General features: G+C 65.8%; 33 protein-coding genes. 17 read left to right on the plus strand and 16 right to left on the minus strand.

Going from position 1 to position 23,959, the window contains the following annotated elements:
* Positions 1-69 precede the first annotated feature (69 nt).
* The 4 genes from GV027_RS02110 to hisI are packed head-to-tail and all read right to left on the minus strand — an operon-like array spanning position 70 to position 3,223.
* A complete protein-coding gene (locus GV027_RS02110) occupies positions 70-1,872 on the minus strand; it encodes an acyl-CoA dehydrogenase C-terminal domain-containing protein (protein WP_159510812.1) in 1,803 nt (600 codons plus the stop codon).
* A 3-nt stretch (positions 1,873-1,875) separates the two neighbouring features.
* Positions 1,876-2,328, minus strand: a complete 453-nt coding sequence (locus tag GV027_RS02115; protein WP_031396539.1) for a MerR family transcriptional regulator — start codon at positions 2,326-2,328, stop codon at positions 1,876-1,878.
* Between the two features lie 32 nt (positions 2,329-2,360).
* Positions 2,361-2,864, minus strand: coding sequence for a hypothetical protein (locus tag GV027_RS02120; RefSeq protein ID WP_236559005.1), 504 nt, complete (start codon positions 2,862-2,864; stop codon positions 2,361-2,363).
* Positions 2,861-3,223: a phosphoribosyl-AMP cyclohydrolase gene (gene hisI, locus GV027_RS02125; RefSeq protein WP_031396541.1), complete on the minus strand. Its 363-nt coding sequence runs from the start codon at positions 3,221-3,223 to the stop codon at positions 2,861-2,863. Before hisI ends, GV027_RS02120 begins: the two co-directional genes overlap by 4 nt.
* Before the next feature lie 133 nt (positions 3,224-3,356).
* On the opposite strand from hisI, the gene purF reads away from it, so the two are divergent.
* Together purF and GV027_RS02135 are read left to right on the plus strand one after the other, a co-directional pair.
* Positions 3,357-4,814 carry an amidophosphoribosyltransferase gene (purF, locus tag GV027_RS02130; protein ID WP_037527979.1) on the plus strand — a complete coding sequence of 486 codons (1,458 nt, stop codon included), beginning with the start codon at positions 3,357-3,359 and terminating at the stop codon, positions 4,812-4,814.
* Positions 4,815-4,831: 17 nt separating this feature from the next.
* Positions 4,832-5,542, plus strand: coding sequence for an SDR family NAD(P)-dependent oxidoreductase (locus GV027_RS02135; RefSeq protein ID WP_159510813.1), 711 nt, complete (start codon positions 4,832-4,834; stop codon positions 5,540-5,542).
* 25 nt (positions 5,543-5,567) lie between these two features.
* Here GV027_RS02135 and GV027_RS02140 read toward each other — a convergent pair whose 3' ends face one another.
* Genes GV027_RS02140 through GV027_RS02150 form a run of 3 tightly spaced genes read right to left on the minus strand, consistent with a single transcriptional unit; the run spans position 5,568 to position 9,176 of the window.
* Complete coding sequence (locus tag GV027_RS02140) at positions 5,568-6,815, minus strand: SAM-dependent methyltransferase (RefSeq protein ID WP_159510814.1); 1,248 nt, start codon at positions 6,813-6,815, stop codon at positions 5,568-5,570.
* A 57-nt stretch (positions 6,816-6,872) separates the two neighbouring features.
* Positions 6,873-8,237 carry a cryptochrome/photolyase family protein gene (locus GV027_RS02145; RefSeq protein WP_159510815.1) on the minus strand — a complete coding sequence of 455 codons (1,365 nt, stop codon included), beginning with the start codon at positions 8,235-8,237 and terminating at the stop codon, positions 6,873-6,875.
* Between the two features lie 9 nt (positions 8,238-8,246).
* The gene (locus GV027_RS02150) at positions 8,247-9,176 is read right to left on the minus strand and encodes a histone deacetylase family protein (RefSeq protein ID WP_159512681.1); all 930 of its coding nucleotides are present in this window, start codon (positions 9,174-9,176) and stop codon (positions 8,247-8,249) included.
* 215 nt (positions 9,177-9,391) lie between these two features.
* Here GV027_RS02150 and GV027_RS02155 point away from each other — a divergent pair, with 215 nt between their 5' ends.
* The 5 genes from GV027_RS02155 to GV027_RS02175 all read left to right on the plus strand — a co-directional run bounded on the left by GV027_RS02155 (position 9,392) and on the right by GV027_RS02175 (position 14,444).
* Positions 9,392-9,886, plus strand: a complete 495-nt coding sequence (locus GV027_RS02155) for an RNA pyrophosphohydrolase (protein WP_159512682.1) — start codon at positions 9,392-9,394, stop codon at positions 9,884-9,886.
* Positions 9,887-10,008: 122 nt separating this feature from the next.
* Positions 10,009-10,884 carry a DUF481 domain-containing protein gene (locus tag GV027_RS02160; protein ID WP_236559006.1) on the plus strand — a complete coding sequence of 292 codons (876 nt, stop codon included), beginning with the start codon at positions 10,009-10,011 and terminating at the stop codon, positions 10,882-10,884.
* 38 nt (positions 10,885-10,922) lie between these two features.
* Complete coding sequence (locus tag GV027_RS02165) at positions 10,923-12,128, plus strand: hydrolase (RefSeq protein WP_159510817.1); 1,206 nt, start codon at positions 10,923-10,925, stop codon at positions 12,126-12,128.
* A gap of 10 nt (positions 12,129-12,138) precedes the next feature.
* Positions 12,139-13,182: an arginine N-succinyltransferase gene (locus GV027_RS02170; RefSeq protein ID WP_159510818.1), complete on the plus strand. Its 1,044-nt coding sequence runs from the start codon at positions 12,139-12,141 to the stop codon at positions 13,180-13,182.
* Positions 13,182-14,444, plus strand: a complete 1,263-nt coding sequence (locus GV027_RS02175) for an N-succinylarginine dihydrolase (RefSeq protein WP_159510819.1) — start codon at positions 13,182-13,184, stop codon at positions 14,442-14,444. The genes GV027_RS02170 and GV027_RS02175 overlap by 1 nt, the downstream gene beginning before the upstream one ends.
* 55 nt (positions 14,445-14,499) lie before the next feature.
* On the opposite strand, the gene GV027_RS02180 is transcribed toward GV027_RS02175, so the two are convergent.
* Entirely contained in the window at positions 14,500-15,471 is a 972-nt protein-coding gene (locus GV027_RS02180; RefSeq protein ID WP_159510820.1) for a site-specific integrase, read from the minus strand.
* Between the two features lie 22 nt (positions 15,472-15,493).
* Positions 15,494-15,724, minus strand: a complete 231-nt coding sequence (locus GV027_RS02185) for a hypothetical protein (protein WP_159510821.1) — start codon at positions 15,722-15,724, stop codon at positions 15,494-15,496.
* A gap of 251 nt (positions 15,725-15,975) precedes the next feature.
* On the opposite strand from GV027_RS02185, the gene GV027_RS02190 reads away from it, so the two are divergent.
* Positions 15,976-16,197, plus strand: coding sequence for a hypothetical protein (locus GV027_RS02190; protein WP_146163707.1), 222 nt, complete (start codon positions 15,976-15,978; stop codon positions 16,195-16,197).
* A gap of 235 nt (positions 16,198-16,432) precedes the next feature.
* Here the strand turns inward: GV027_RS02190 and GV027_RS02195 are convergent, their stop codons facing one another.
* The 7 genes from GV027_RS02195 to GV027_RS02220 form a co-directional block, all read right to left on the minus strand.
* Positions 16,433-16,624 (minus strand): hypothetical protein, encoded by a 192-nt coding sequence (locus GV027_RS02195; RefSeq protein ID WP_159510822.1) that lies wholly within the window; start codon positions 16,622-16,624, stop codon positions 16,433-16,435.
* The gene (locus GV027_RS02200; RefSeq protein ID WP_159510823.1) at positions 16,621-16,875 is read right to left on the minus strand and encodes a hypothetical protein; all 255 of its coding nucleotides are present in this window, start codon (positions 16,873-16,875) and stop codon (positions 16,621-16,623) included. Before GV027_RS02200 ends, GV027_RS02195 begins: the two co-directional genes overlap by 4 nt.
* Complete coding sequence (locus GV027_RS21645) at positions 16,872-17,006, minus strand: hypothetical protein (RefSeq protein WP_268893532.1); 135 nt, start codon at positions 17,004-17,006, stop codon at positions 16,872-16,874. Before GV027_RS21645 ends, GV027_RS02200 begins: the two co-directional genes overlap by 4 nt.
* On the minus strand, positions 17,003-17,428 hold the full coding sequence (locus GV027_RS02205) for a hypothetical protein (RefSeq protein ID WP_159510824.1): 426 nt from the start codon (positions 17,426-17,428) through the stop codon (positions 17,003-17,005). Before GV027_RS02205 ends, GV027_RS21645 begins: the two co-directional genes overlap by 4 nt.
* A complete protein-coding gene (locus tag GV027_RS02210; RefSeq protein ID WP_159510825.1) occupies positions 17,425-17,886 on the minus strand; it encodes a hypothetical protein in 462 nt (153 codons plus the stop codon). Before GV027_RS02210 ends, GV027_RS02205 begins: the two co-directional genes overlap by 4 nt.
* Entirely contained in the window at positions 17,883-18,236 is a 354-nt protein-coding gene (locus GV027_RS02215; RefSeq protein WP_443029548.1) for a DUF968 domain-containing protein, read from the minus strand. The genes GV027_RS02210 and GV027_RS02215 overlap by 4 nt, the downstream gene beginning before the upstream one ends.
* A 526-nt stretch (positions 18,237-18,762) precedes the next feature.
* Positions 18,763-19,557, minus strand: coding sequence for a hypothetical protein (locus GV027_RS02220; protein WP_159510827.1), 795 nt, complete (start codon positions 19,555-19,557; stop codon positions 18,763-18,765).
* Positions 19,558-19,691: 134 nt separating this feature from the next.
* On the opposite strand from GV027_RS02220, the gene GV027_RS02225 reads away from it, so the two are divergent.
* From GV027_RS02225 to GV027_RS02265, 9 genes are read left to right on the plus strand one after another with little or no spacing between them, the layout of a single operon-like run.
* Entirely contained in the window at positions 19,692-19,895 is a 204-nt protein-coding gene (locus GV027_RS02225) for a hypothetical protein (RefSeq protein ID WP_159510828.1), read from the plus strand.
* On the plus strand, positions 19,879-20,322 hold the full coding sequence (locus GV027_RS02230) for a hypothetical protein (protein ID WP_159510829.1): 444 nt from the start codon (positions 19,879-19,881) through the stop codon (positions 20,320-20,322). The genes GV027_RS02225 and GV027_RS02230 overlap by 17 nt, the downstream gene beginning before the upstream one ends.
* 53 nt (positions 20,323-20,375) lie before the next feature.
* Complete coding sequence (locus GV027_RS02235; protein WP_159510830.1) at positions 20,376-21,038, plus strand: hypothetical protein; 663 nt, start codon at positions 20,376-20,378, stop codon at positions 21,036-21,038.
* Positions 21,038-21,475 carry a hypothetical protein gene (locus tag GV027_RS02240; protein WP_159510831.1) on the plus strand — a complete coding sequence of 146 codons (438 nt, stop codon included), beginning with the start codon at positions 21,038-21,040 and terminating at the stop codon, positions 21,473-21,475. The genes GV027_RS02235 and GV027_RS02240 overlap by 1 nt, the downstream gene beginning before the upstream one ends.
* Positions 21,472-22,158: a hypothetical protein gene (locus GV027_RS02245; RefSeq protein WP_159510832.1), complete on the plus strand. Its 687-nt coding sequence runs from the start codon at positions 21,472-21,474 to the stop codon at positions 22,156-22,158. Before GV027_RS02240 ends, GV027_RS02245 begins: the two co-directional genes overlap by 4 nt.
* 1 nt (position 22,159) lies before the next feature.
* A complete protein-coding gene (locus GV027_RS02250) occupies positions 22,160-22,561 on the plus strand; it encodes a hypothetical protein (RefSeq protein WP_159510833.1) in 402 nt (133 codons plus the stop codon).
* Positions 22,561-22,701 (plus strand): hypothetical protein, encoded by a 141-nt coding sequence (locus tag GV027_RS02255; protein ID WP_159510834.1) that lies wholly within the window; start codon positions 22,561-22,563, stop codon positions 22,699-22,701. Before GV027_RS02250 ends, GV027_RS02255 begins: the two co-directional genes overlap by 1 nt.
* Positions 22,698-23,459, plus strand: a complete 762-nt coding sequence (locus GV027_RS02260) for a helix-turn-helix domain-containing protein (RefSeq protein WP_159510835.1) — start codon at positions 22,698-22,700, stop codon at positions 23,457-23,459. Before GV027_RS02255 ends, GV027_RS02260 begins: the two co-directional genes overlap by 4 nt.
* Complete coding sequence (locus GV027_RS02265) at positions 23,443-23,943, plus strand: hypothetical protein (RefSeq protein ID WP_159510836.1); 501 nt, start codon at positions 23,443-23,445, stop codon at positions 23,941-23,943. The genes GV027_RS02260 and GV027_RS02265 overlap by 17 nt, the downstream gene beginning before the upstream one ends.
* Positions 23,944-23,959: the final 16 nt, after the last annotated feature.

Below are 23,959 nucleotides of genomic sequence, written 5' to 3' on the forward strand. Positions count from 1 at the left end.
ACAAAAAAAGGGCGCGGGCAGCGGGAAGATATCCCGACGCCCGCGCCCTTCACGCCTTGAGGATGGCGATCACGCCGCCATGAACATCTCCGGGGGCAGCGCCATCAGCGACTCCGCGCCGCCCTCGATCTTGCGACGCAGCGCGCCCGCGTCCGGCAGGATCCGCTCGGCATAGAAACGCGCGGTGATCAGCTTGGCGTCGAGGAACGCCGCCTCGCCCTCACCGGCCGCCTTCAGCTTCGTCGCGGCAACCGCCATCCGCAGCCACATCGCGCCGACTGCAACGATCCCCATCAGATGCATGTAGCTGACCGCACCGGCGCCGACATTCTCGGGGTTCTTCATGCCGTTCGCCATGAACCACATCGTCGCCGCCTGAAGCTGGCCGTTCGCCTTTTCCAGCGCCTCGGCAAAGCCCGCGGTGGCTGCGTCGCCCTTCGCGGCAGCGACGTCGTCCGCGACCAGCTTGAAGAACGCCTGGATCCCGCGACCACCGTTTTGCGCCAGCTTGCGGCCGACCAGATCCATCGCCTGCACGCCGTTGGTGCCTTCGTAGATCATCGCGATCCGCGCATCGCGGACATATTGCTCCATGCCCCATTCGGCGATGTAGCCATGACCGCCATAGACCTGCTGCGCGTTGGTCGCGATCTCATAGCCCTTGTCGGTGCCATAGCCCTTGATGACCGGGGTCAGCAGGCTGATCATGTCGCCCGCCAGCTGACGCTCTTCCTCGGTCGCGGCGTTATGCTCGAGATCGCCCTGCAGCGCGGTCCACAGGATCAGCGCGCGCAACCCCTCGGTCATCGCCTTCCCCTCCATCAGCATGCGACGCACGTCGGGGTGGACGAACAGCGTGTCGGCCTTCTCCTGCGGCTCCTTCGGCCCGGTCAGCGCCCGGCCCTGGCGACGGTCCTGCGCATATTGCACCGCATTTTGGTACGCGACCTCGGCCACGCCCAGCCCCTGAAGGCCGACGCCCAAACGCGCCGCGTTCATCATGATGAACATCGCGGCAAGGCCTTTCATCTCCTCGCCGACCAGCCAGCCGGTCGCCGAGTCATAGTTCATCACGCAGGTCGAGTTGGCGTGGATCCCCATCTTGTGCTCGATCGACCCGCAGGTGACGCCATTGCGATCGCCGAGCGACCCGTCTTCGTTGACGAGGAACTTCGGCACCACGAACAGCGAGATGCCCTTCGAGCTGTCGGGTGCGCCCGGCGTCTTGGCAAGGACGAGGTGGATGATGTTCTCGGTCAGGTCATGCTCGCCGCTCGAAATGAAGATCTTCGTACCGGTGATCGCATAGGATCCGTCCGCCTGCGGCTCGGCCCTGGTGCGGATCAGGCCCAGATCGGTGCCGCACTGCGGCTCGGTCAGGTTCATCGTGCCCCCCCATTCGCCCGACACCATCTTCGGCACGTACATCGCCTTCTGCGCGTCCGATCCCTTGGCGACCAGCGCGGCGATCGCGCCATGCGTCAGGCCGGGATACATCGCGAACGCCATGTTCGACGAGATCATGTACTCCTGGAAGGCCGTCGACACGACGTGCGGCATCCCCTGCCCGCCATATTCCGGCTGGTTGCCAAGCGTCGCCCAGCCGCTCTCGACATACTGCTTGTACGCCTCCTTGAAGCCGTCTGGCGTCGTGACCGAGCCGTCCTCGTGGCGGGTGCAGCCCTGCTGATCGCCCGACAGGTTGAGCGGGAACAGCACTTCGGCGACGAACTTGCCGCCCTCTTCCAGCACCGCGTCGACGACGTCGGGGGATGCCGCATCGAAGCCCGGCAGGTTGCTGTAGCGGTCGAGGCCGACGACCTGTTCGAGGACGAAGCGCGTGTCGCGGACGGGGGGCGTGTATTGGGGCATGGTCTATCCTTGCTGGTCGTTGGCGCGGCCGACTTCGAGAAGGGCCACGAAATTGGTAAGCTCATCGATGGCGGCGTCGATATCCCGCTTCTGCGCGGTCAGGAGTGCTATCCGCGACTGGCTGCGCTCGATCACGACCTGACGCTGCGCACGACGCCCGTCGCCGACGTCGTAAAGGTCGATCATCTCGCGGATCTCGCCAAGGCTGAAGCCGACACGCTTGCCGCGCAGGATCCATGCGAGCCGTGCACGGTCACGGTGCGAGTAGATACGCTGCGTGCCGCGGCGCTCGGGCGCGATCAGCCCTTCGTCTTCGTAGAAGCGAAGCGCGCGTGCGGTCACGTCAAACTCGCTCGACAGATCCGATATCGTGAAATGGTCGCGATCATGCCGCGGTTCGATCACCGCATAGGATTCGGGAGATGCCCGTTCTGCCGGGGATGCTCTGGTCGCCATGCCGGAACATTTAGCTCTCGTTTACGTCAACGTCAATCTCGGCAGAGAAATTTGCCCGCCTTCGAGCGGAGCGTGGCCGCCTCGGACCGCGACTCGCTCAACCGATCGACCGTCACCGCGGCAAGCGAGGCACGTCCCGCACACAGCGCTTCGCACGCTTCGGGCATGTCGGCGGGGAACGTGATGCGATCCCCGTCGAACCGCGCATCGAATGCGCATTTGCCGAACGTCATCTGCAGCCGCTCGCCGGAGCGCTCGACTGTCCCCGATGCAGCGCAGCTCTGAGCTTCGCCATAATCGACGCTGACGCCGATCCGGCTGACCCGCTCGGTCCCGATGATGCAGATCCGGTCGGTATCGCGCGCCCAGGAGCCCTGAAGCGCGGCACCGGGATCACCAACGATACCCGCGCTCCGCGCCGCCGACTCGAGCCGCGAACCGGGCGTGCTTTCGGTATTGGTGATGCTGGTCGACGCACCGTCGCATCCGGCCAGCAGCGACAGCAGGAGCATGAGCCCGCCACGCCAGTGGCTCATTCGGCGGTCACCAGGCCATCACCCTCTATACGCCGGAAAAAACAGGTACGTTCGCCGGTGTGACAGGCCGGGCCCGCGGCATCGGCGATCACCCATATCGCGTCCTGGTCGCAGTCGATCCGGAGTTCGGCGACGCGCAGCACATTGCCCGACGTCTCCCCCTTGCGCCACAAGGCCTGCCGGCTCCGCGACCAGAAATGCGCTTCTCCGGTCGCCTGGGTCTGCGCCAGCGCGTCGGCATTCATGTGCGCCACCATCAAGACATCGCCCGACACGCGGTCGGTGACGACCGCCGTCAGCAGGCCGGAGGAGTCGAACTTCGGATCGAGCGTCAGGCCCGTGTCGCGGCTGTGTGTCATGCTCGGGGACATACCAGAAAGCGGGCGCGAAGCGACGCGAGAGATCAAACCCATTGCGCAATGTTATTACAAGGAGGCGACAAACGCGTGAACCGCGACTATAGGGCATGCTCCGCACGACGTGAGACCCGGCATGCTGACCACAAACCCTTATGATGACGACAAACTCCGTGAAGAATGCGGGGTGTTTGGCGTCTCGGCCACCGACGGCGCGGCGGCGCTTGTCGCCCTGGGCCTCCATGCGCTGCAGCATCGCGGCCAGGAAGCCGCCGGCATAACGACGTTCGATGGGGCGCATTTCCATACGCACCGCGCAATGGGCCATGTCGCCGGGAACTTCGATCGCGACGACGTGATTCGCGCACTGCCGGGCACGGTCGCCTGCGGGCATGTCCGCTATTCGACGACCGGCGAAACCGCGCTCCGCAACGTGCAGCCGCTGTACGCCGAGCTGTCGACGGGTGGTTTCGCGATCGCGCATAACGGCAATATCTCGAACGCGATGCGGCTGCGTCGTGAACTCGTCCGTCGCGGTTCGATCTTCCAGTCGACCAGCGATACCGAGACGATCATCCATCTCGTCGCGACTTCGAACTATCGCACGCTGCTCGATCGCTTCATCGATGCGTTGAAGCAGGTCGAGGGTGCCTATTCGCTCATCGTGATGACGCCCGAGGGCATGATCGCCTGCCGCGATCCGCTGGGCATCCGGCCGCTGGTCATGGGCAAGCTAGGCGACGCGGTGATCTTTGCGTCCGAAACGGTCGCGCTCGACGTCGTTGGCGCAACCTTCGTCCGCGCGGTCGAGCCGGGCGAACTTGTGATCGTCCAGGGGTCCGAGATCCGCTCGATCCGCCCGTTCGCGCCGATGGCGGCGCGGCCGTGTATCTTCGAATGGGTCTATTTCTCGCGCCCCGATTCGATCGTCGACGATCATTCGGTCTATTCGGTGCGGAAAGCGATCGGGGCGCAGCTCGCGATCGAATCGCCGGTCGATGCCGATCTCGTCATCCCGGTCCCCGATTCGGGCACACCCGCGGCGATCGGCTATGCCCAGCAGTCGGGGATTCCGTTCGAGCTCGGGATCATCCGCTCGCATTATGTCGGTCGCACCTTCATCTCGCCGGGCGACAAGGTCCGCCATCTCGGCGTGAAGCTGAAGCACAACGCCAACCGTGCGCTGATCAAGGGCAAGCGCGTCATCCTTGTCGATGATTCGATCGTCCGCGGCACGACCTCGCTCAAGATCGTGCAGATGATGCGCGAGGCGGGCGCGGCCGAAGTCCATATGCGCATCGCCAGCCCGCCGACCCGCCACTCCTGCTTCTACGGCGTCGACACGCCGGAGCGCGCCAAGCTGCTCGCAGCCAAGCTCGATCTGGGCGGCATGACGGGCTTCATCCACGCCGACAGCCTTAACTTCATCTCGATCGACGGGCTGTACAAGGCGCTCGGTGAGGCGAAGCGCGCGGATATTCGTCCGAAATATTGCGATGCCTGCTTCACCGGCGATTACCCGACCACGCTGACTGATCACGACGAAGGTGCCGAGGTCGATCAGTTCGCGATGCTCGCCGAACGCGTCATCTGACAAGTCCTGGAGCTAGAATGACCGACAAGCCTCTCGAAGGCCGGCTTGCGCTGGTCACCGGTGCAAGCCGCGGCATCGGCGCCGCCACCGCGATCTCGCTCGCTGCAAAGGGCGCGCATGTGGTTCTGACTGCGCGCACGCCGGGCGGCCTCGAAGAGGTCGAGACGGCGATCCATGACGCCGGCGGCTCCGCGACGATCGCGCCGCTCGACCTCGCCGAGAGCGAAGCGATCGGCCGGCTCGCCAGCGCGATCGGGGATCGCTGGGATGCGCTCGACATCCTCGTGCTGAATGCGGGCATGCTGGGATCGCTGTCGTCGGTCCCGGCGATCGATCCGAAGGAAATGGCGCAGGTCCTCACGCTCAACGTCAGCGCGCAGGCGGCGATGATCGCCGCGTTCGATCCGATGCTGAAAAAGGCGAAGTCGGCGCGCGTGATCGGTGTCACGTCGAGCGTCGGCCGCAAGCCGCGCGCTTATTGGGGGCTCTACGGTGCCTCGAAGGCGGCGTTCGAGACGCTGCTCGGCGCTTACGGGGACGAGATGGCCGAGATCAGCGGCATCCGCACCGCGATCGTCGATCCCGGCGCGACCCGCACGAAGATGCGCGCGCGTGCCTATCCGGGCGAGGATCCGAACTCGGTCAAGGATCCGCAGGTCGTCGCCGACCGCATCGTCGCGCTGGCTGTCGACGGGTTCGCACCCGGGCATTTCGAACGCGTGGCCTGAGTCCCTCCCCTTGCGGGGCGGACTATCAGCGTCGCTTCACCAGCGTCACCTGTGCGACGTCGATACCGCCACCGCGGAACCCGCCCTCGCAATACATAAGGTAATAGCGCCATAGCGCGACGAACTTCGCGTCGAGCCTTGCCGGCAGGCGCCCCTGCGCGACAGCGGCGTCGAACGCGGCCCGCCAACGCCGGCATGTCTCTGCATAGTGCAGCCCGAAGCTGCGTTGATCCTCCCACGTCAACCCGCGCGCCTCCGCCAAAGTGCGGAACCGCGGCTCGGACAGCAGCATGCCGCCGGGAAACACGTAGCGCTGGATGAAATCGACGCTCGTCGAATAGGCATCGAAGATCGCATGGTCGATCGTGATATATTGAAGCACGGCACGGCCGCCGGGTTTCAGCGCTCGCGCGACAGCGTCGAGATAGGCCGGCCAATAGGCCTCACCCACCGCCTCAACCATTTCGATACTGGCCACCGCGTCATAGGTGCCGACGACGTCGCGGTAATCGGTCAGCGAGACGGTCACCCCGGTCAGCCCCGCCTCGGCCATCCGCGCGTCGACCTGTCGCTTCTGCTCGGTCGACAGGGTGAGACCATGGACGTCGACACCGGACTGCGCGGCGAGGGCTGCGAAGGACCCCCAGCCGCAGCCGATCTCGAGGATGCGATCGCCGGGCTGCGTACCCGTCCTGTCCAGAATCGCCTGGAGCTTCGTCGTCTGGGCATGCTCGAGCGGTTCGGCCTCGCTGATCGGCTCGGCAAACAACGCGCTCGAATAGGTCAGGCTGGGATCGAGCCACGTCTCGTAGAAATCGTTGCCCAGATCATAGTGCGCGGCGATATTGCGCCGTGATCCCGTCCGGTGATTGCGCCGCATCCAGTGCCACGCGCGAGCCGAGAGCCGCGCAACCCCGCCGGATCGCGCCGTCCTCCCGAGCGATGTCCGGTTGCGCATGAACAGGTCGAAGAGCGGGACCGGATCGGGACTGGACCAGTCGCCCGCGGTCCAGCCTTCATACCAGCCGACCGATCCAGCCGTTGCCAGCCTTACCAATGCCCGCCAGCGATGGACGGTGACGATCGGCATCGGCCCGGGTGCACGCCCTCCCAGCAAACGGCGGGTGCCGTCTGGCAAGCTTGCCTCGATACCGCCGCTCTCGAGTCCTGCATCGATCCGGTCGAGCAGGCGGTGGAATATCGGCGCGGTCAGGCGTGCGGCGCTGGTTGCGCGCCCTGTGGCGGCGTCGTCAAAGGCATGGGCGGCGGTCATCGCGGCGCTCCATGCAACAGCGTCGCCACCTAGGAAAGAGGCGCGTGCCAAAAGGCGTCAGCGCGCGTGGCGCCCGGCCTCCAGCGCGCGCTCGCGTGCCTCGCGGTGACCGATGATCTTGGCGGGATAGTCGCGCGGCCGGCATCCGGACTCGTCCGGGTCATGGATCGCGTCGCCCGTAACCTTGGCGAGCTCCGGCACCCATTGGCGGATATAGTCGCCCGCATCGAATTTTTCCGACTGCGACAGCGGCGCCATGATCCGGCCGAACATGTTCGAATCGACCCCCGTGCCCGAGACCCATTGCCAGTTGACCGAATTGTTGCCGTAGTCCGCATCGACCAGACAGTCCCAGAACCAGCGTTCGCCCTCGCGCCAGTCGAGCAGCAGATGTTTGACGAGGAAGCTCGCCGTGATCATCCGGACGCGATTGTGCATCCAGCCCGTCGCCCAGAGCTGCCGCATCCCTGCATCGACGATCGGATAGCCCGTCCGACCGGTCTGCCAGGCTTTCAGATCGGACGCCGCCGCCTTGCCGGTGCGCCATGGCAGCGCATCGAACGCCGGCCTTCCGTTGCGGCGGGCATAATCGGGCAGCGCCAGCACCACGCCTTGCGTGAAATCCCGCCACGCCACCTCTTTGCGGAACGTCGTGACGCCGTCGCCGTGTCCCGATACGGCATGCCAGACCTGGCGAGGACTGATCTCGCCGAAATGAAGATGCGGCGACAGCCGGGACGTCCCCTCGGTCGAGGGTATGTTGCGGTCGTGGTCGTAATCGTCGGCGACGTCCGCAAACCGCGCCACCGCCTTCCGCGCGGCATCCTCGCCGGGGCGCCAGTCGGAAAAGCCACCCGACCAGTCGGGCTTGGTCGGCAACAACTCCCAGCTCTCCAGTGCGTCCGATTCCGGCCACCTCTCCGGCGCATCGATCTTGCGCGGCATCGCCACCGGTTCCGGCGGCGGCATCATCTGCGACAATGCTTTCCAGAACGACGAATAGACGCGGAACTGCCCGCCTGCTCCGGTCGTCACGCTCTCGACCCGGGCAAGCTGGTTGCCATCATGGAGGCAGATCGCGTCGCCGAGCGCATCCTCGGCCTTGCGCCACCATGGCTCATACTGGCGTGTCGCGAACACCCGCTCCGCGCCCGTCTCCGTCATCAGCGACTGCAGCGTCGCAACCGCATCGCCCCGCCGCAGGATGAGGCGGGAGCCCTTCTTGTCGAGCGACTTGGCGAACGCCTCGAGGCTGTGATGGAGCCACCAGCGCTGGGCACCGCCGATTGCCCAGTCGCCGGGCGCGTCGTCGTCGAGGATATAGACGGGGATCACCGGCCCTTCCTGCGTGGCGGCGACGAGCGCCGGGTGGTCATGCAGGCGAAGGTCCTGGCGAAGCCAGAGAAGTACGGGTGTTGTCATCGCCTGCTGCTACACTTTGGAGGCCATTGCGGTTCCCTTGGCATCCTCGAATGCCGCACCAAGTGTCATGATCGCAGTGACATGGCGCTCGGCAATGGCGAGCGCATCGTCGCCATAGCCGCCGCCGACGGTGCTCGCGAGCGGGATGCCGCGCTCGATCGCCAGCCGCGCGATCAGGCGTTCGCGTCGTACCAGTCCGTCGAGCGTCAGCGACAGCCGGCCGAGCCGGTCTCCTGCAAAGGGATCCACCCCAGCCTGATACAGGATCAAGTTTGCGCCAAAGGAATCGAGCAACGGGACCAGCGTCTCTTCCAGCGTCGCCAGATACTGGTCATCGTCGACGCCGTCAGGCAGCGGTACGTCGAGCGTCGACTGCGCTTTTCGCACCGGAAAATTCTTGTCCGCATGGATCGAATAGGTGGCGATTCCCGGCCGGCCCGCGAGCAGCGCGGCTGTGCCATCGCCCTGATGGACGTCGCAATCGACCACCAAGCCCCGCTCGACACTGCCCTCCTCGATCAAGCGGACCGCAGCAACGGCGAGATCGTTGAACACGCAATAGCCCGCACCCGTATCGGCAAGCGCATGGTGACTGCCGCCCGCGGTGTTGGCGGCAAAGCCGTGGCGCAGCGCAAGCACCGCAGCGACCCAGGTGCCGTCGGGAACGATCGCGGCGCGGCGGGCAACGGCGGCGCTGACCGGAAAGCCGATCCTGCGTTCCTTCAAGGGCGGCACGCGGGCTTCGAGAACCTCGGCGACATAGTCCGGCTCATGGACCGCCTCGAGCCATTCACGCGGCGTCGCGCGCGGCTCGTGCCAGGCAACCGCGCTGCCATGCGCGCGCAGCAGATCGCGGATGAGCCCATTCTTGTTCCAGCGATAGGTCGACCGGGCGGGCGCCGGGGTGACATAATCGGGATGGTGGACGACATGGATCATCGCGACCGACCGTACGATTGATCCGCGCCGATCGCCGACGGCGCGGACAAACCCCGCCACTTCACCAAGGTCCGCCTCATCCCCCTGCTCCTATCATACGCCACCACCATGTCCTTCGCTCAACGCGGAGTCCTTTCGGAGGATGCATGATCGCGTGGCGCGGCTCGACCGTCTTCGGGCTTGCAGACGGTCAGGAAACACCCGAATGGGTAGGGATGTCCGATCCGACCACCCTGCCCTATCGTCCCTGCGCGGGCATCATGCTGATCAACGGAGCGGGCCGGGTGTTCGTCGGCCGCCGCAGCGACTCGACGCTCGACGCGTGGCAGATGCCGCAGGGCGGGATCGACCCCGGCGAGGACCCGGAGACCGCGGCCCTTCGCGAACTGAGCGAAGAAACCGGCGTCTCACCCGACAACGTCACGCTGATCGCGCAGGCCCCGGGCGAGTTCGTCTACGATCTTCCCCCCGAACTTCTCGGCAAGGTCTGGAAGGGTCGTTGGCGGGGCCAGCGGCAGCGCTGGTTCCTCTACCGCTTCCACGGCGATGACCGCGATATCGCGATCGACACCGAGCATGCGGAATTCGATGCCTGGCGCTGGATCGACCCCGCCGAGCTCCCGGCAGTGATCGTCCCGTTCAAGAAGCGCCTCTACGAGGAGGTACTTGCCGCCTTCGCGCCACATCTCGGCGCAAGCGGACCGCGCTGAACCGTTCCCAATGCGGCGTGGTGACGCTACGGAACCCTGTGTGCCGATCCAGCCCCTCCTCCTGTCGCGATTTTGACCCGATTATGCGCTGTTTCCGTCTCCCGCTTCTCGCCGGTCTCCTGGTGACGGCATTGGCCCCCGCGCCCGCCATCGCCCAGACCGTGATGATTCCGGAAAATATCCGGGCGATGCTCGATGCCGCACTCGATGCGGGTAACGAGAACGATGTCTCGACGATCGTCAAATATGCCCGCGCTGCCGATCCGCTCAGCGGCGACGCGGTTCTGGCAATCGCGGAAAAATGGAAGGCCGATCGCGCCGCCCAACGCACGCAGGTCATCCGTCAGGCGAGCTTCCTCGACCTCTGGAGCGGCCGCGCCGAAGTCGGCGGCTATCTCACGACCGGCAATTCGGACACGGCCGGCGGTACTGCGGTCGTCGACCTGACCCGCGAAGGCCTGCGCTGGCGCCAGAAGTTCCACGCCCAGGCGGATTACCAGGAAAATCAGAATGTCGCCGTGCGAGAGCATTATCTCGCGTCCTACGAACCCAACTACAAGATCGACGACCGCGCCTATATCTATGGCGCGGCGCAGTATGAAGGGGATCGGTTCCTCGGCTATAACAACCGCTATTCGGTCTCGGTCGGCGGCGGGTACAGCGTGCTGAAATCGGCACGGACCAAGCTCGATCTCGAATTGGGGCCGGCATATCGAAACACCGAGTTCACCGACGACACGAACCAGAGCGCGATCGCCGGGCGCGGGACGCTGAACTTCAGCTGGCGGATCACCAACGGCCTGTCGGTCACTCAGGTCGCATCCGCCTATGTCCAGCGGTTCAACAGCACGCTCGGTGGAACCACGTCGCTGACCGCGAAACTGATCGGTCCGCTATCGGCTTCGCTGTCCTATGCCGTTCAATATGAAAGCGAACCGCCGGCGGGATCGATGACGACCGACACGACCAGCCGCGCCGCGCTGGTTTACAGCTTCTGACGGTTCCCCCCCGCGCCGCGCGAGGCTAGGGTCGGGGGATGAGAGGACTTTCGCACGACGAAACCGGCGCGGTCGCCAGGCTTGATGCGGCCGCGATGCTGCAGCAGGTGGAAAGCTGGACCGCGGTCAACAGCGGCACGCGCAACCTTGAGGGGCTGGCGACGATGGCGGGGCTGCTCGCCGACGCGTTTTCGTGTCTTCCCGGCGATATCACACTCGTCGAGCCCGAACCGGCCGATAGCGTGGCGACCGATGGCACCATAAACCCGCTGGAGCACGGCCGGCATCTCCATCTTCGCGTTCGCCCGGATGCCGCGATGCGCATGCTGTTCACCGGTCACATGGACACGGTCTATCCGCGCGACCACATGTTCCAGACATTGCGGCATCTGCCGGATGGCACGCTCAACGGACCGGGCGTCGCCGACATGAAGGGCGGGCTGGCCGTGATGCTGGCCGCGCTCAAGACGATCGAGGCCAGCCCGCTGGGTCGGCGGATCGGGTATGACGTGGTGATCAACTCGGACGAGGAAACCGGCTCCTTCTCGTCCGCCGCTCTTCTCGCACGCGCGGCGCAGGGAAAGATCGCGGCCCTGACCTACGAGCCGGCGCTTGCTGACGGCACGCTGGCCGGCGCACGCGGTGGCACGGGCAATTTTTCGATCACCGTCCGCGGCCGGAGCGCACACGCCGGCCGCAATCCTGAAGAGGGCCGCAACGCGCTGGTCGCCGCGGCCGACATCGCGGTCCGGCTCTCAAAGGTCCGCAGGCCCGGGCTGTCCGTCAATCCCGCAAGGATCGATGGCGGCGGACCCAACAACGTCGTTCCCGACGTCGCCGTCCTTCGCATCAACTTCCGCCCGGCGACGCGCGACGACATCACCCAGGCCCGCGCGCATATCGACGCCGTCGTCGCGGCGGTGGCGGCCGAGCATGACGTCCAGATTGCGGTCCATGGCGGGTTCAATCGTCCGCCCAAGCCGATCGATACGGGGGCCGCGGACTTGTTCGCGCTGGTCAAGGCGAGCGGCGCGGACCTGGGCCTGGACATTGCCTGGAAAGCGACCGGGGGCGTGTGCGACGGCAACAACATCGCGGCCGCGGGTGTGCCGGTCGTCGACACCATGGGGGTGCGCGGCGGCGCGATCCATTCGCCGGACGAATTCATGATCCCCGAGAGTCTGACCGAACGGGCGGCGCTGTCCGCGGTCACCATCCTGCGAATCTGCGAGAACGGCTTATGAGGACGCATCTGTGAGTTTCCGGATCCGCGCGGCGGTCGATAGCGACCTCCAGCCCTTGTACGAGATGGCCAAGCTGACCGGCGGGGGCTTTACCAACCTGCCCCCCGACCGCCGCGCGCTGCGCGCCAAGCTCGAACGCAGCCACGCCGCTTTCGCAACGACCGCGCCTGCCGAGGACGGCGTGGTCAGCGACGAGCTGTTTGTCCTGGTCCTCGAGAATTGCGAGACGGGGGAGGTCCGCGGCACGTGCCAGCTGTTCACGCATGTCGGTCAAAGCTGGCCCTTCTACAGCTACCGGATCGGCACGTTGACGCAGCACAGCCGCGAACTCTCGCGAACCTTCCGCGCCGACATGCTGAGCCTCGCCACCGATCTCGAGGGGTCGAGCGAGGTCGGCGGCCTGTTCCTGCATCCCGGCGAGCGGGCCGGCGGGCTCGGCCTGTTGCTCGCGCGCAGCCGCTATCTTTTCATCAAGGCGCATCGCGCGCGGTTTGCCGACCGAATTCTCGCCGAGCTTCGCGGGATCATCGACGAGGCGGGTGGTTCGCCGTTCTGGGACGGTCTGGCGGGGCGGTTCTTCGGGATGAATTTCCAGGACGCCGATCAGTTCAATGCGATCAACGGGCATCAGTTCATCGCCGACCTTATGCCCAAGCATCCGATCTACACCGCGATGCTGTCCGAGACCGCGCGTGCCGCGATCGGCTTGCCGCACCCGTCCGGCCGGGCGGCGATGCGGATGCTCGAGAATGAGGGGTTCGCGTTCGAGAATTATGTCGACATCTTCGACGGCGGACCGACGATGACCGCGCGCACCGACAAGGTCCGGTCGATCGCAGATGCGCGCACGGCCCAGGTCGTGACGATCGCCGACACCTCGCCCGCCAGCGAAACCACGACCGAAGCGCTGGTCGCGACGGGCACGCTGGCGGACTTCCGGTGTGCGTTCGGCGACATCCGCCCGGTGGCCGATGGCATCGCCCTCTCGCAAGGCTGTGCAGCGGCGCTGGATGTCAGCGAAGGCGCGTCCGTCCTCCACGTGGCGCGCCTCTGATGCGCGGCGCCAGCCTCGTCGAGATCAACTTCGACGGCCTGATCGGTCCCAGCCACAATTACGCAGGGCTGAGCCCCGGCAATCTGGCCGCGACCCGCAATGCAGGCGCTGTCGCACGGCCTCGCGCCGCCGCCCTGCAGGGGATCGCGAAGATGCGCGCGAACCTCGACCTCGGGCTGGTGCAGGGGATCCTCCTCCCCCACCCCCGCCCCGATCATCGCTGGCTCGATTCGCTCGCGACCCGGTATGCGGACGCACCAAGGCATCTGCAGGCACAGGCGATGTCGGCCTCGGCGATGTGGGCGGCCAATGCCGCGACCGTATCGCCCGCCCCTGATACCGCGGACGGGCGCTGCCACCTGAGCGTCGCCAACCTCGGCACGATGCCGCACCGCAGCCACGAATGGCCAGCAACACTCGCGCAGCTGCGTATCGCCTTCGCCGACCCGGCCTTCGCGGTGCACCCGCCCGTCCCGCTGCCGTTCGGCGACGAGGGCGCGGCCAACCATATGCGGCTGTGCGAAACCCACGGCGCACCGGGCATCGAAATCTTCGTCTATGGCGAAGCCGGCGGCCCGTTCCCCGCGCGTCAGCACCGCGAGGCCAGCGAGGCGATCGCGCGCCGGCACGGGCTCGACCCCGCGCGGACCCTGTTCGTGCGCCAGTCGGATGCGGCAATCGCGGCAGGCGCGTTCCACAACGACGTGGTCGCCGTTGCGAACGAAACCGTGCTGTTCACGCATGAGCAGGCCTTTGCCGACGCTGACAGCTTCTATGAGGATCTGCGACGGCTGATGCCCTCGGTCGAGATCGTCGAAGTGCCCAGCGCCCGCGTCAGCCTCGAAGATGCAGTCAGCTCCTATCTCTTCAACGCGCAGCTCGTCTCGCGCGCCGCGGGCATGACGCTGATCCTGCCCGAGGAAGCGCGGAGCAACGCACCGGTCTGGCGCTGGCTGAGCGAGCATGTCGCGGGCAACGGACCGATCCGCGCACTTGAGATCGTCGACGTCCGCGAATCGATGGCCAATGGCGGCGGCCCCGCCTGCCTGCGCCTGCGGGTCGTCGCCGATCCCGGGACGGTCGATCCCCGCTTCCTCGTCGATCACGCCAGCCTCGACCGTATCGCCGGCCTCGTCACCGAGCACTGGCCCGAGACGATCGACGCGAATGCAATTGGCGACGCGGCGCTCGTCGCTCGGATCGAGGCAGCACATCGTGCCTTGCTCGAGGCCCTCGATCTTGTCGGGTTAATTGACAGATAACCCGAGTTGGCGGAATTGCGCGAGTCGCGAGCAGAGTTTTCCACTGTTTGTACGTTCACGGTTTGCTCTCCCACCGCGCAAGGGCGGCATCGGCGAGCGTCGATTGGTTGCGCTGTCGGGCGTAATGCTCGACCATGTGCAGCGATTGGCCGCTGACCGATGCGGTCTCGGCGGTTGAGCAGCCGGCCTCGAGCAGCGCGATCACGGCGTTCTTGCGCAGGCCGTGCGGTACGCTTGGCGCGCCTGCAGCGGCCGAGAAAGCCTTAAGCATCTTGCGGGCGTTGTCGTCCCGCAGCGCCGCGCCGCGCGGCGTCCGGCATATCGCGCCCTCAACCCGCTCGTGCTTCGCAAGCTCCGCGCTCAGCGCGCTATGGACCGGGATGCTTAGCCGCTTCTTCGTCTTGTCTTGGCGGACCTCGACGCGATCGGTAGCAACATCCGACCATGTCATTCTAAGCACGTCGCCGAGGCGCTGCGCGGTGTAGTAGAGCAGATGCGCGAGCAGGCGCACCGTTGGGTCTTCGGCGGTGAGAACCGCGCGCAGCACATGCTGCGGCCAAGGCTCGTGTTCCCCGCCATCCATCATCGTAATTCCGTCGCACGGGTTCTTCGCGATGTGCTCGCGATCGACGGCCCAGGCGAACAGCGCGCCGCTCGTCCTGAGGAATGCGTTTGCCGCGCCCGGCGTTGCGGCCATCTTGTCCAGCACCGTCCGCATGTCACCGCGGGTGATCCCGTTGACCGGGGCGGTCGGAAGCGCCCGCTCCAGGCGGCGAAGATAGATGTCGTACAGCTTGCGCGACGATGGCGCCAAGGCGCCGTAGGCGGCCCCGCGCTGGTACATGTCGACGAGAACCGGGACCGTCACAAGGGTCGCCTTCGTCTTCCGATTGCGATGGCCCATCAGCGCCGCATAGCTTCCCCCGAACTCCATTGACCGGAGCGGCGGCAGGCGCGTCATCAGCCGCTTGCCGTCAACCACCTTGCCGGTGTCGAAATACAGGTACTCGCGGCCCTTCGACCGCACCCGCTTTACATATTTGGGCAGGTCATGCGGCAAGGCCCGGCTGATCCTTCCGCCAGTCGTTGACCCCGCCCGACATCTCGTCGAGGCTCACGTCGAGTGCGGCGCGATCCCAACGCGGCCCGCCCGACATCGCGACCGACCCCGGCAGCCGGCCGGCGAACACCTCAGCGTCGAACTGCTGCGGCGTGAGCTCGCAGTATTTCGCGGCGTTCGCCCGCTTGAGCATGCGCGGCCAATACGGAGCTACGCTCATCGGTTATGTCCTCCCTGATCTGTGAGGTGGGCTTTCACGACGAGGCCAGCGTTTGCGGGACCCAGCTGCGAGGGTTTGTGGACGACATCAATGAGAGCCGCCTTCCGAGGCGATAAGTGCACCTTGTCAACTGCGCGCGACGCGGCGGCGCTTCGCAAACGGCCGCGGCCGCAGCGTGACGCTCGACGGACGCTGACGGGGCGGTTCCGCTGCGCTAGAGCGGCTCCGTGGACGACCAGAGAGGCACTACCATGGCAGCGACGATCATCACTCCCAGCGGCACTGGTGCGATGGAGGCCGGGCTCGTACTTGACGAGGAAGGCAGCCGGTTCGTCGTCCTGACGTTCAAAGAGCCACAGGGCGAACCGACGCTCGTCACGTTTACAGTTCCGGTTTTTCAGAACTACGTCGAGCATCTGGTTCGAACGGCCAAGGCCGCTAACGAGGATGCCAACTGGGGCATTCCTGGTTGAGGATATCCGCGGCGGTATCATGCCGCGATTGTTTCGAAACTGCGTGACGGTATCGTGGCTTGGAATGGCCTCCGCAGTACGTTCGCCGTCATCCGGGCCCCCGCAGCCAGTCTTTGCTGCCCGCTCGCCACATTCTCGGCTCTGACCAGCGACGCTGATCGGGATCAGCGCGCGCGCCGCGTGGATGTTGTCCTCGAGCACGACCTCGCCCACATCGTTTGTTCTTTCGGCAATATCAGCCACGGGAAACTCTCCGATCAATGCTGCGCAGCTGGGCGCGGATGGTGGTCAGAGCGGCGCTGCGCTCGGCGGATGGCGGCTGCTGCATGAGGCGGTCGCGGCGGCCGAGAACTTCGGCTTGGTCGAGCACGCGCTGGCTCTCGCGGGGCCCGGCTGAGTTGCGGCCGATCTGGCTGTGCATCCTCATGCGACGCGCTTCGAATGGGTTGGCTGGGCGTCGGCCTCGACGACGGGCAGCCGGGAATGACGAGTCCGGAGGGGACGGACCGAGGCAGTCGGGGACAGGGGCACGAAGCCGGGCCGATCGTTGCCGCGCAGGGCGGTCATGATCTGGGGCCAGCGGCGATAGACGTCCTCGAAGAAGATGACGCCTGCGATGATGGCGATGGCCAAGAGGCTCATCCAGCCGGCACCGTGCATGATGTTGGTCCAGTTCACGGGCGATCTCCGAGGGTGAGGATGGCGATCATCAGGTCGATCAGGATCTCCGTGGAGACGACGCCCATCAGATCGGGAACAGGGGGAAGCGGCGCGCGCGCTGCGGCGCCAGCGGGGTCGAGGTAGCTCATGCCGCGAACCTGCGGCGCGAGCGGCGCGGGCTGGTCCAGCCGTCACCCTCGACGAGCTTCTCGGCACCGCTGGGGGCGATGACGCGGACCCGGCCATCGGCGCGGCGCGAGAGAACCGGGCACTCGAACTGGTAGACCCCGGGAAGCCCGGTGCCGTTGCAGATCTCGTGGTCGCCGGCGTTGCGCTGCACCGTCATGGCTTCCGCGGTCAGGATATCCATGCCGCGGCTGATCAGCGCCTCGTTCTGCTGCTCGGTGAACCGCGCGCCTCCGGTGATGCTGTGATCCCCGAACCCGGTCTTCACCGCGCCGCGGATCGCGCCATACCATGCGCTGGACGTCTTCGACGGGGTGACGAGGATCCGCGCCGGCTGGCGGCCGAGGATCTCGCCCATGGGGCGCGGGCGTTGGGCATAGGTCATGCTGCGCTCAATTCGATGTAGCGGGTGACGGCCTCTGCGGCCGAGACGCGGACAGCGAGGGTCCGCATGCGGAATTCCGTCTCGACCTTGTCGGCCTCGGCTTCGACGCGTTCGCGCTCGGCGAGCTCGCCCATGTCGCGCACCATCGCCTTGATCATCGCCGGGGTTGGCTTGCGGCGCGTGCGGGCATGAAGGATCCACGCGACCTCGGTGACCAGCAGCAGCGCGCGGGCGCCAAGGTGGTGGTCCTCGGGCACAAGCTGCAGCTTCTCAGCCTTGCCCCGCAGATTTGCCCACAGTTCGGCCCGCTCGTGCTTGATCGCGGCGAAGTGCTTGTAGCGGTCGACCGCGGCGGTCAGCATCTGCTGGTCGAGAGTGCGCAGGCGCTGTGCTACATAGCGGAACTCAGCGATTGCGGAATCGAGGTCCGGATCGCAGGTCATGGTCGGGCCGGTCATCGCGGCGCGCCTTCGACATCAGCCCAGCGACCGCGATGCGGCGACTTGGCGGCATAGGCGCGGGCAGCAGCGACGAGGTCGATTTTGTGGGCGGCCTCGAACGTCTTTGCGCCGCGGTGCAACTCGGCGTGGTGATGCTGGCACAGCGGGACCGCCTTATAATCGGCGACCTTCAGGCTGGTGCCCTTCCCTCCTGCATGATCGACATGCGCGGCCTCCATGCGGCCATCGCAATCGGTGCCTGCGATCAGGCACGGGCGGCCGCGGAGCCACTGAACATGCGTCGGGAAGCGACGCTCGGCGTCAGCCTTGCCGCTGTTGCGATGGCGCGGGCGGATGTCGACGCGCATCACGCGACGACCCGGCACGCAACGATGTCGGACAGGGCGCCCTGATGCGTCCAGCAGTCGCGGTAAATGTAAGCAGGATGGCCGTCGGCGGGGTTCGCGCGCTCCGCGGTGCGGCGGTCACGATCGAACCGGAACTGCACCTGGACACGTGCAAGATCCGAGACAGGGCACCCTGTCCCATCGCACTCGATCCAATCTGTGGAAGCCTGCTCGGCCACGTTGGTCTCCTACCGGGCCGGGCTGGCCTGATAGTCGACATGTACGTTTATCGTATGGCTATGTCAAACGGTTTCCGTACACTCCGGCCGACTCGATAAAATGCCGGGCTAAGAAATTTCCTATCGACACACGTCGCCCAGCAGAACACAATGAGAACATGGCGCGCGAATCCCAAATCTTACCGTTGAGCGGCATTAATTCAGAAGGCGCATGCTTTCCGCCAGGCTATCGCTCGCGATGAGATTGGCGCACGAAAATGAGCGTCGCCTATCTGCGACTGAGCGCGATCTGCTGCTGACGTTGCAACTTAAGTGCGAGCTGGCAGGCGCGATCGACGACCATCAAGCCAGCCCTCCGCTCGGTCAAGATTTTCGCCAATCTGAGAAGATGCGGCGAACTCAGAATATGCTCGAATGTCTAGAGCGAGGTCTTCGACTCGCTCATCATCGGGATCGATCCGCACGCCAAGCTGCTGAGCAATATACTGAACCGCCAACCTTGCGACTGGTAGGCTCATCAGCTCAATCGGGCGATCCTCGTCTTGGTTATCCAAGTCGAACGCGGTGATTAAGGCCATACCCTCGTCGAAACTCAGCTTCCGCGTTTTCCCGGTTTTCGGGTCCGGGTTGTAGAGCCGGGTTGCATTGTTCGTGGTTACGTTGAGGACCGACGCGATCCGAGCATGCGTAACATTGCGCTCGCGCAGGGCCGCCAGGATCTTTTCGGACGTGTCCATTTTTAGTTGATGGGCGGCCCACGTGATACGCGCCAGCCGGAAAGTCGCACAATCCCCTTGCCAATTATGTACGGATACCGTACTTGTTAGGTCATGGAAAACGTTGACCAGATCATTGCGACGATCGGCGGGGTTCGCAAAACCGCAGCTGTGCTCGGCATCGCGCCGACGACCGTTCAGCACTGGAAGACGCACAACCGCGTGCCGGCTTGGCGGCAGAGCGACCTGACGGCAGCGTATGACCACGCCGTCAGCCAGAAGAAAGCGGCATAGGTGCTGCTCACCCTCCCATCCATGGAGCCGTCCCGCGTCGCTTGTGCCGCGACTGCGATCATCGCGATCGGCGCGCAGCGGTTCGGTTTCCATGCTGCGTCGGACCCTTCGTACATCGAGGCGCCGGTCCTTGACGTCACGCACTGCACGGCCTGCGGTAGCCGAGCCGCAATTGCGGTTCGGTGCTGCCAGCAGCCGGTTTGCCCCTCCAGAGATCGGGAAGCCGCATGACGATCTTTGGCATCATCATCGTCACGCTCGCCAGCGCGGGCCTCGTCTGGCTGGTGGACCTGTGCTGCCGCCATGAGCTGGCAATGCTCGAGCAGCGCGCGCGCAACGGCGAGGCGAACGGCCTTCGGGGCGGTGATCAGGGTCTCGGTTTCCATGAAACCTCTTTCCTCGGTCTGGAGGGCAATGTCCGTGACGAATAGCTCGATGATTTCGCCGGAAACGGCAGAGGACGAGATCTGCAAGGCGATCGGCCTGTTGATGGGCCGCGGCCGCCAGCACTCGGTCGAAGACGTCGCGCTAGGCACGAAAATCCCGGCGCGCACCCTGTCGGCAATGATCGCCAGCGGCGGAGATCGCCGGTGCCCCAGCGGCTGCAATCTCCTGATCCTCGCCAGCTTCTTCGGCGTCGAGTTCACCGACCGGGTCTTGAGCGTCATTGGCCAGGGCGCGCGCGAGCTCGACCCGGCCGCCGACGCCCCCGCCATGGTGATTTCGAAGCTGATGACCGGTGCGGCCGAGTTCGCTCGCGCCGGCGCCGACGGCCGATATTGCCACGTTGATCGCGCCGAGCTGCGCGACGACGCGGTGATGATGATCCAGATCCTGGAGCCATTCGCGGCCCCCTGACGACCTCTACGACTGACGAATAACACGCGGAAAACCCCGCAACGGAGATGACTATGGACGCGCTCAATAGCGCAGTGCCGGTTGAGCCCGGTTCTGCGAGCGAGTTTGCACGTGTGCCTGACACCTCGCCTTCGGTGGCGGGTGGCAAGGCATTCTCGCGTGCGCAGACCGATGATCCGGTCAACCGCGAGACACATGACTTCTATCCGACGTGGCCTGCGGCGACGCGCGCGTTGCTCGAGGTCGAGAAATTCGACGGGGCGATCTGGGAGCCTGCATGCGGCGATGGCGCAATCTCTGATGCGCTGGCTGCCGCCGGCTATACCGTCGTCAGCACCGACCTGATCGATCGCGGCTATGGCGAGGGCGAGCTCGACTTTCTGATGCAGTGGCAGCCTCGCGCGCCGAACATCTTCACGAACCCGCCGTTCCGCGACGCCCTGCAGTTCATCGACCGCGCGCTGATGCTGACCACGGGCAAGGTCGTGATGTTCCTTCGCCTTGCGTTTCTGGAAGGCGTCGAGCGGGGCAAGTGGTTCCCCAGTACGCCGCTAGCGCGCGTCTACATCATGTCGCGGCGTGTGCCGATGGGCCGCGGCAAGCTTGCCGGCGAAGGCGAAGGCCATGGAGTCATCGCCTTCGCGTGGTTCGTCTGGGAGCACGGTCATCAAGGTCCGCCCGCGCTGTTCTTCCTTGATTGGAAGACCTCGGCATAATGACGAAGCCCCGCCGCAGCGCTGCACAGTCCCGCGACGTCGTCTACGATGCACTGCTGCACGCGGCGTGCGCCGGTGCCCGCTGTCCGACGAACCTCGCCCTGGCATCGCTGCTCGGGGTGCGGTCCTCCTCGATCCCGCAGAAGGCTCTGGTCGACCTCGTCGCGGCGGATAAGATCGTGGTGACCACCACGCCGTTCTCGCGCGAGATCTTTATTCCCGAGCTGGGGGCGACGATCCGCGCCAGCAAAGCTCCGGATGGCTCCTTGAGGGAAGTTGAGCGCGCTCACGCAATCGCGCGGGCCGAGCGCCGTGAACCCCTGCCCCCAGTGCTCGATCGTACCCCCTGTTTCCGCTGCGGGATCCGCGCCGACATCGGCTGCGATCATCAGGCCGCATCGGCCCCCTACATCATTGACCTGGAGTTCGCGGCATGACGCGCACCTGCATGGACTGCCCGACCGAGCTCGGGGCGAGGAATCTGACCGGGCGCTGCAAGTCCTGTGCGACCCGCCACAACAATGCCGACCCGGTTGCCGCCGAGAGGCGCCGCCAGGGCATCGCCCGCCGGTTCGCGGATCCGGAATATCGTGCCGCGCATGCCGCGCGCTGCGCAAACATGAATCGGCACATCAGCCCTGAGGTGCGGGAACAGCGCCGCCAGCACGGGCACCGGATGACCGCGACGCTGCGCGCCGCGAACGACAAGATCACGAAGGATCAGCGGATGGCGGCGGGTGCGGCGCGATCGGCAACGGTTCTCGCATGGTGCCCGCCTGAGTGGCGCGAGAAGTACCGTGACCTGAAGCGCCGCGGCCGCCGCGCCGCGGACGCCAAGCGTCTCGTGCTCGACCTGATCGCTGGGAAGCCGATGCCGACGCCGTATGCCAAGCAGCGCGGGGCGCTCAACTGGTGCCCGCCCGCCCGCCGCGCGGAGTACGCCAGCGCGCGTGCCGCCCTGGGTGCCGCCGAGGCCCGCCGCATCATCGAGGCAGACATGACGCCGTTCGAGCGCCAGATGGCCCGCATCGCTGCCGGCGCCCAGCTCGTAGCCGCGCCTGACACCCGCACCGGCGGCCCGGCTTATACGCTCGGCGGCATTTCGTCGGGGATGCTCTGACATGCAGGCCGACACCCTTACGTGCACCGCTAAACCGGCTCACCTCTCCACCGTCGAAGATCTCGACGCGGTCATGCGCGTGCGCGGCGATCTCCGGCGTCAGCAGGAGGCGGCCGACGCGGCCAAGCGATTGGCATCTAAGCGAGCCGCCAAAGCGGCTCACACGTCGCACATGCTGTCTGTGCCGCGGATGGCCGGGCTGATGAAGGCTGGCGTCCTGCTTGGCAGCGCCGCGGCGCTCGCGGAAGCGATGAACATCGAACCCCGTAGCCTGCGCGCGAAGACCGGCGCCGAGCGCGGGATCTCGTGTGACGATCTCCGTGCGGCGGCTGACGCGCTCGACGCGCGCGCTGCGCTGATGATCGAGCATGCCGCCAAGCTACGCGCGGAGGCGCTCGCGTAATGGACAACACCGATAAGCTCTTCGTGATTTTCGTCACGCTGTACGCGGTTTGGCAGCTGATCCGCATCGCGCGCGGCTTGGAATCGATCAGCGCCGAACTCAGCGCCTTGCGCGCCATTGCCGAGCAGAACCGCCGATGAGCGTCCGGATCATGACCGCAGTGTGGAGCGTGACACTGCCAGATAGCGAGAAGATCGTCCTTCTCGCGTTGGCTGACTGCGCCAACGATGAAGGCCTCTGCTGGCCCTCGATGGCGACCTTGGCGGCGAAGTGCAGCAAGAGCGACCGCACCGTCCAGGCTGCCATCAAATCCCTCGTAGCTAGCGGCCACATGAGCCGGCAGGAAATCGCAGGGCGCGGATGTCGGTATATCGTGCACCCAACCCCCGAAGCCGTTTCACCCCCGAAGCAGCTTCACCCCGAAGCCGCTTCACCCCCGAAGCGAACAGCGCTGACCCCCGAAGCCGCTTCGGACAAACCATCAAGAACCATAACCTCTCTGGAGGCTTCGCCTCCTTCGAGGCGCGGGCGGGTGCAGGCCGTGAAGATCAAGCCGTTCCGTCTTCCAGAAGATTGGGCGCCGGTTCGGTTCGCAGACGACACCGTTGCTCGAGCAATCGTCGATCGACGGGGCAAGGATTGGAGCCTGCGCGCACTCGAAAGCTTCCGGAATTGGGCAGCGAACGCCGCCGACAAGGACGGGCTGGGCCGGAAAGCCGACTGGCAGAAGGCGTGGAGCAACTGGATAATCGAACAGGATAACCGAGATGGACAACGATCAGGCAACGGACGTGTGGGCGGAAACGGGCAGTCGCGGAGCGGTCACGGTCGCACGGTCGATGCTGCCGAGCGATTCAAGGCGCGCCGCGGACTATCGGGACTTGGAGCCGGCGTCTGATGACCAGTTCATCACGACCCTGCTCCCATGCCTCCAGCTGGTTGCACCGGTCGGCATGGACGAGGACAGCCAGGATACTTGGTTCGAAGCTGCCCGGATCGCGCTCGACGGCATCCCGATCGGCTTGCTGCAACGCGGTGCGGAAGCAGCGATGCAGAAGGCTGACCACCCTTCGAAGGTCGTTCCTGCCATCATGGCTGAGATTAGCGGGGCTTGGGCTCGTCGCCAGCGGCTGGCCGCGCCGGCTGTCGGCGTTCATGCGCCCGCCTTGCCCGAACCTGACCGGTGTACGCCGGCAGAGGCGGCCGAGATAGTCGAGCGCTTCAAGATTGGCCGCGGCGCGGGCCCGGTTCGCGACGCATCGCGGGCGGTACCAATGCCAGGCGCCTCCGGCGCGCCCAGCCGCAAGCCGACCCGCGCGGATTACATCCGCCTCTTCGGCATCGATCCCGGCGAGTCCTACGACCAGCAGGCTGCGGCATGACACATACCTATAAGAG

The sequence above is a fragment of the Sphingomonas sp. T1 genome (assembly GCF_902506585.1).
Lineage (GTDB): Bacteria > Pseudomonadota > Alphaproteobacteria > Sphingomonadales > Sphingomonadaceae > Sphingomonas > Sphingomonas aerolata.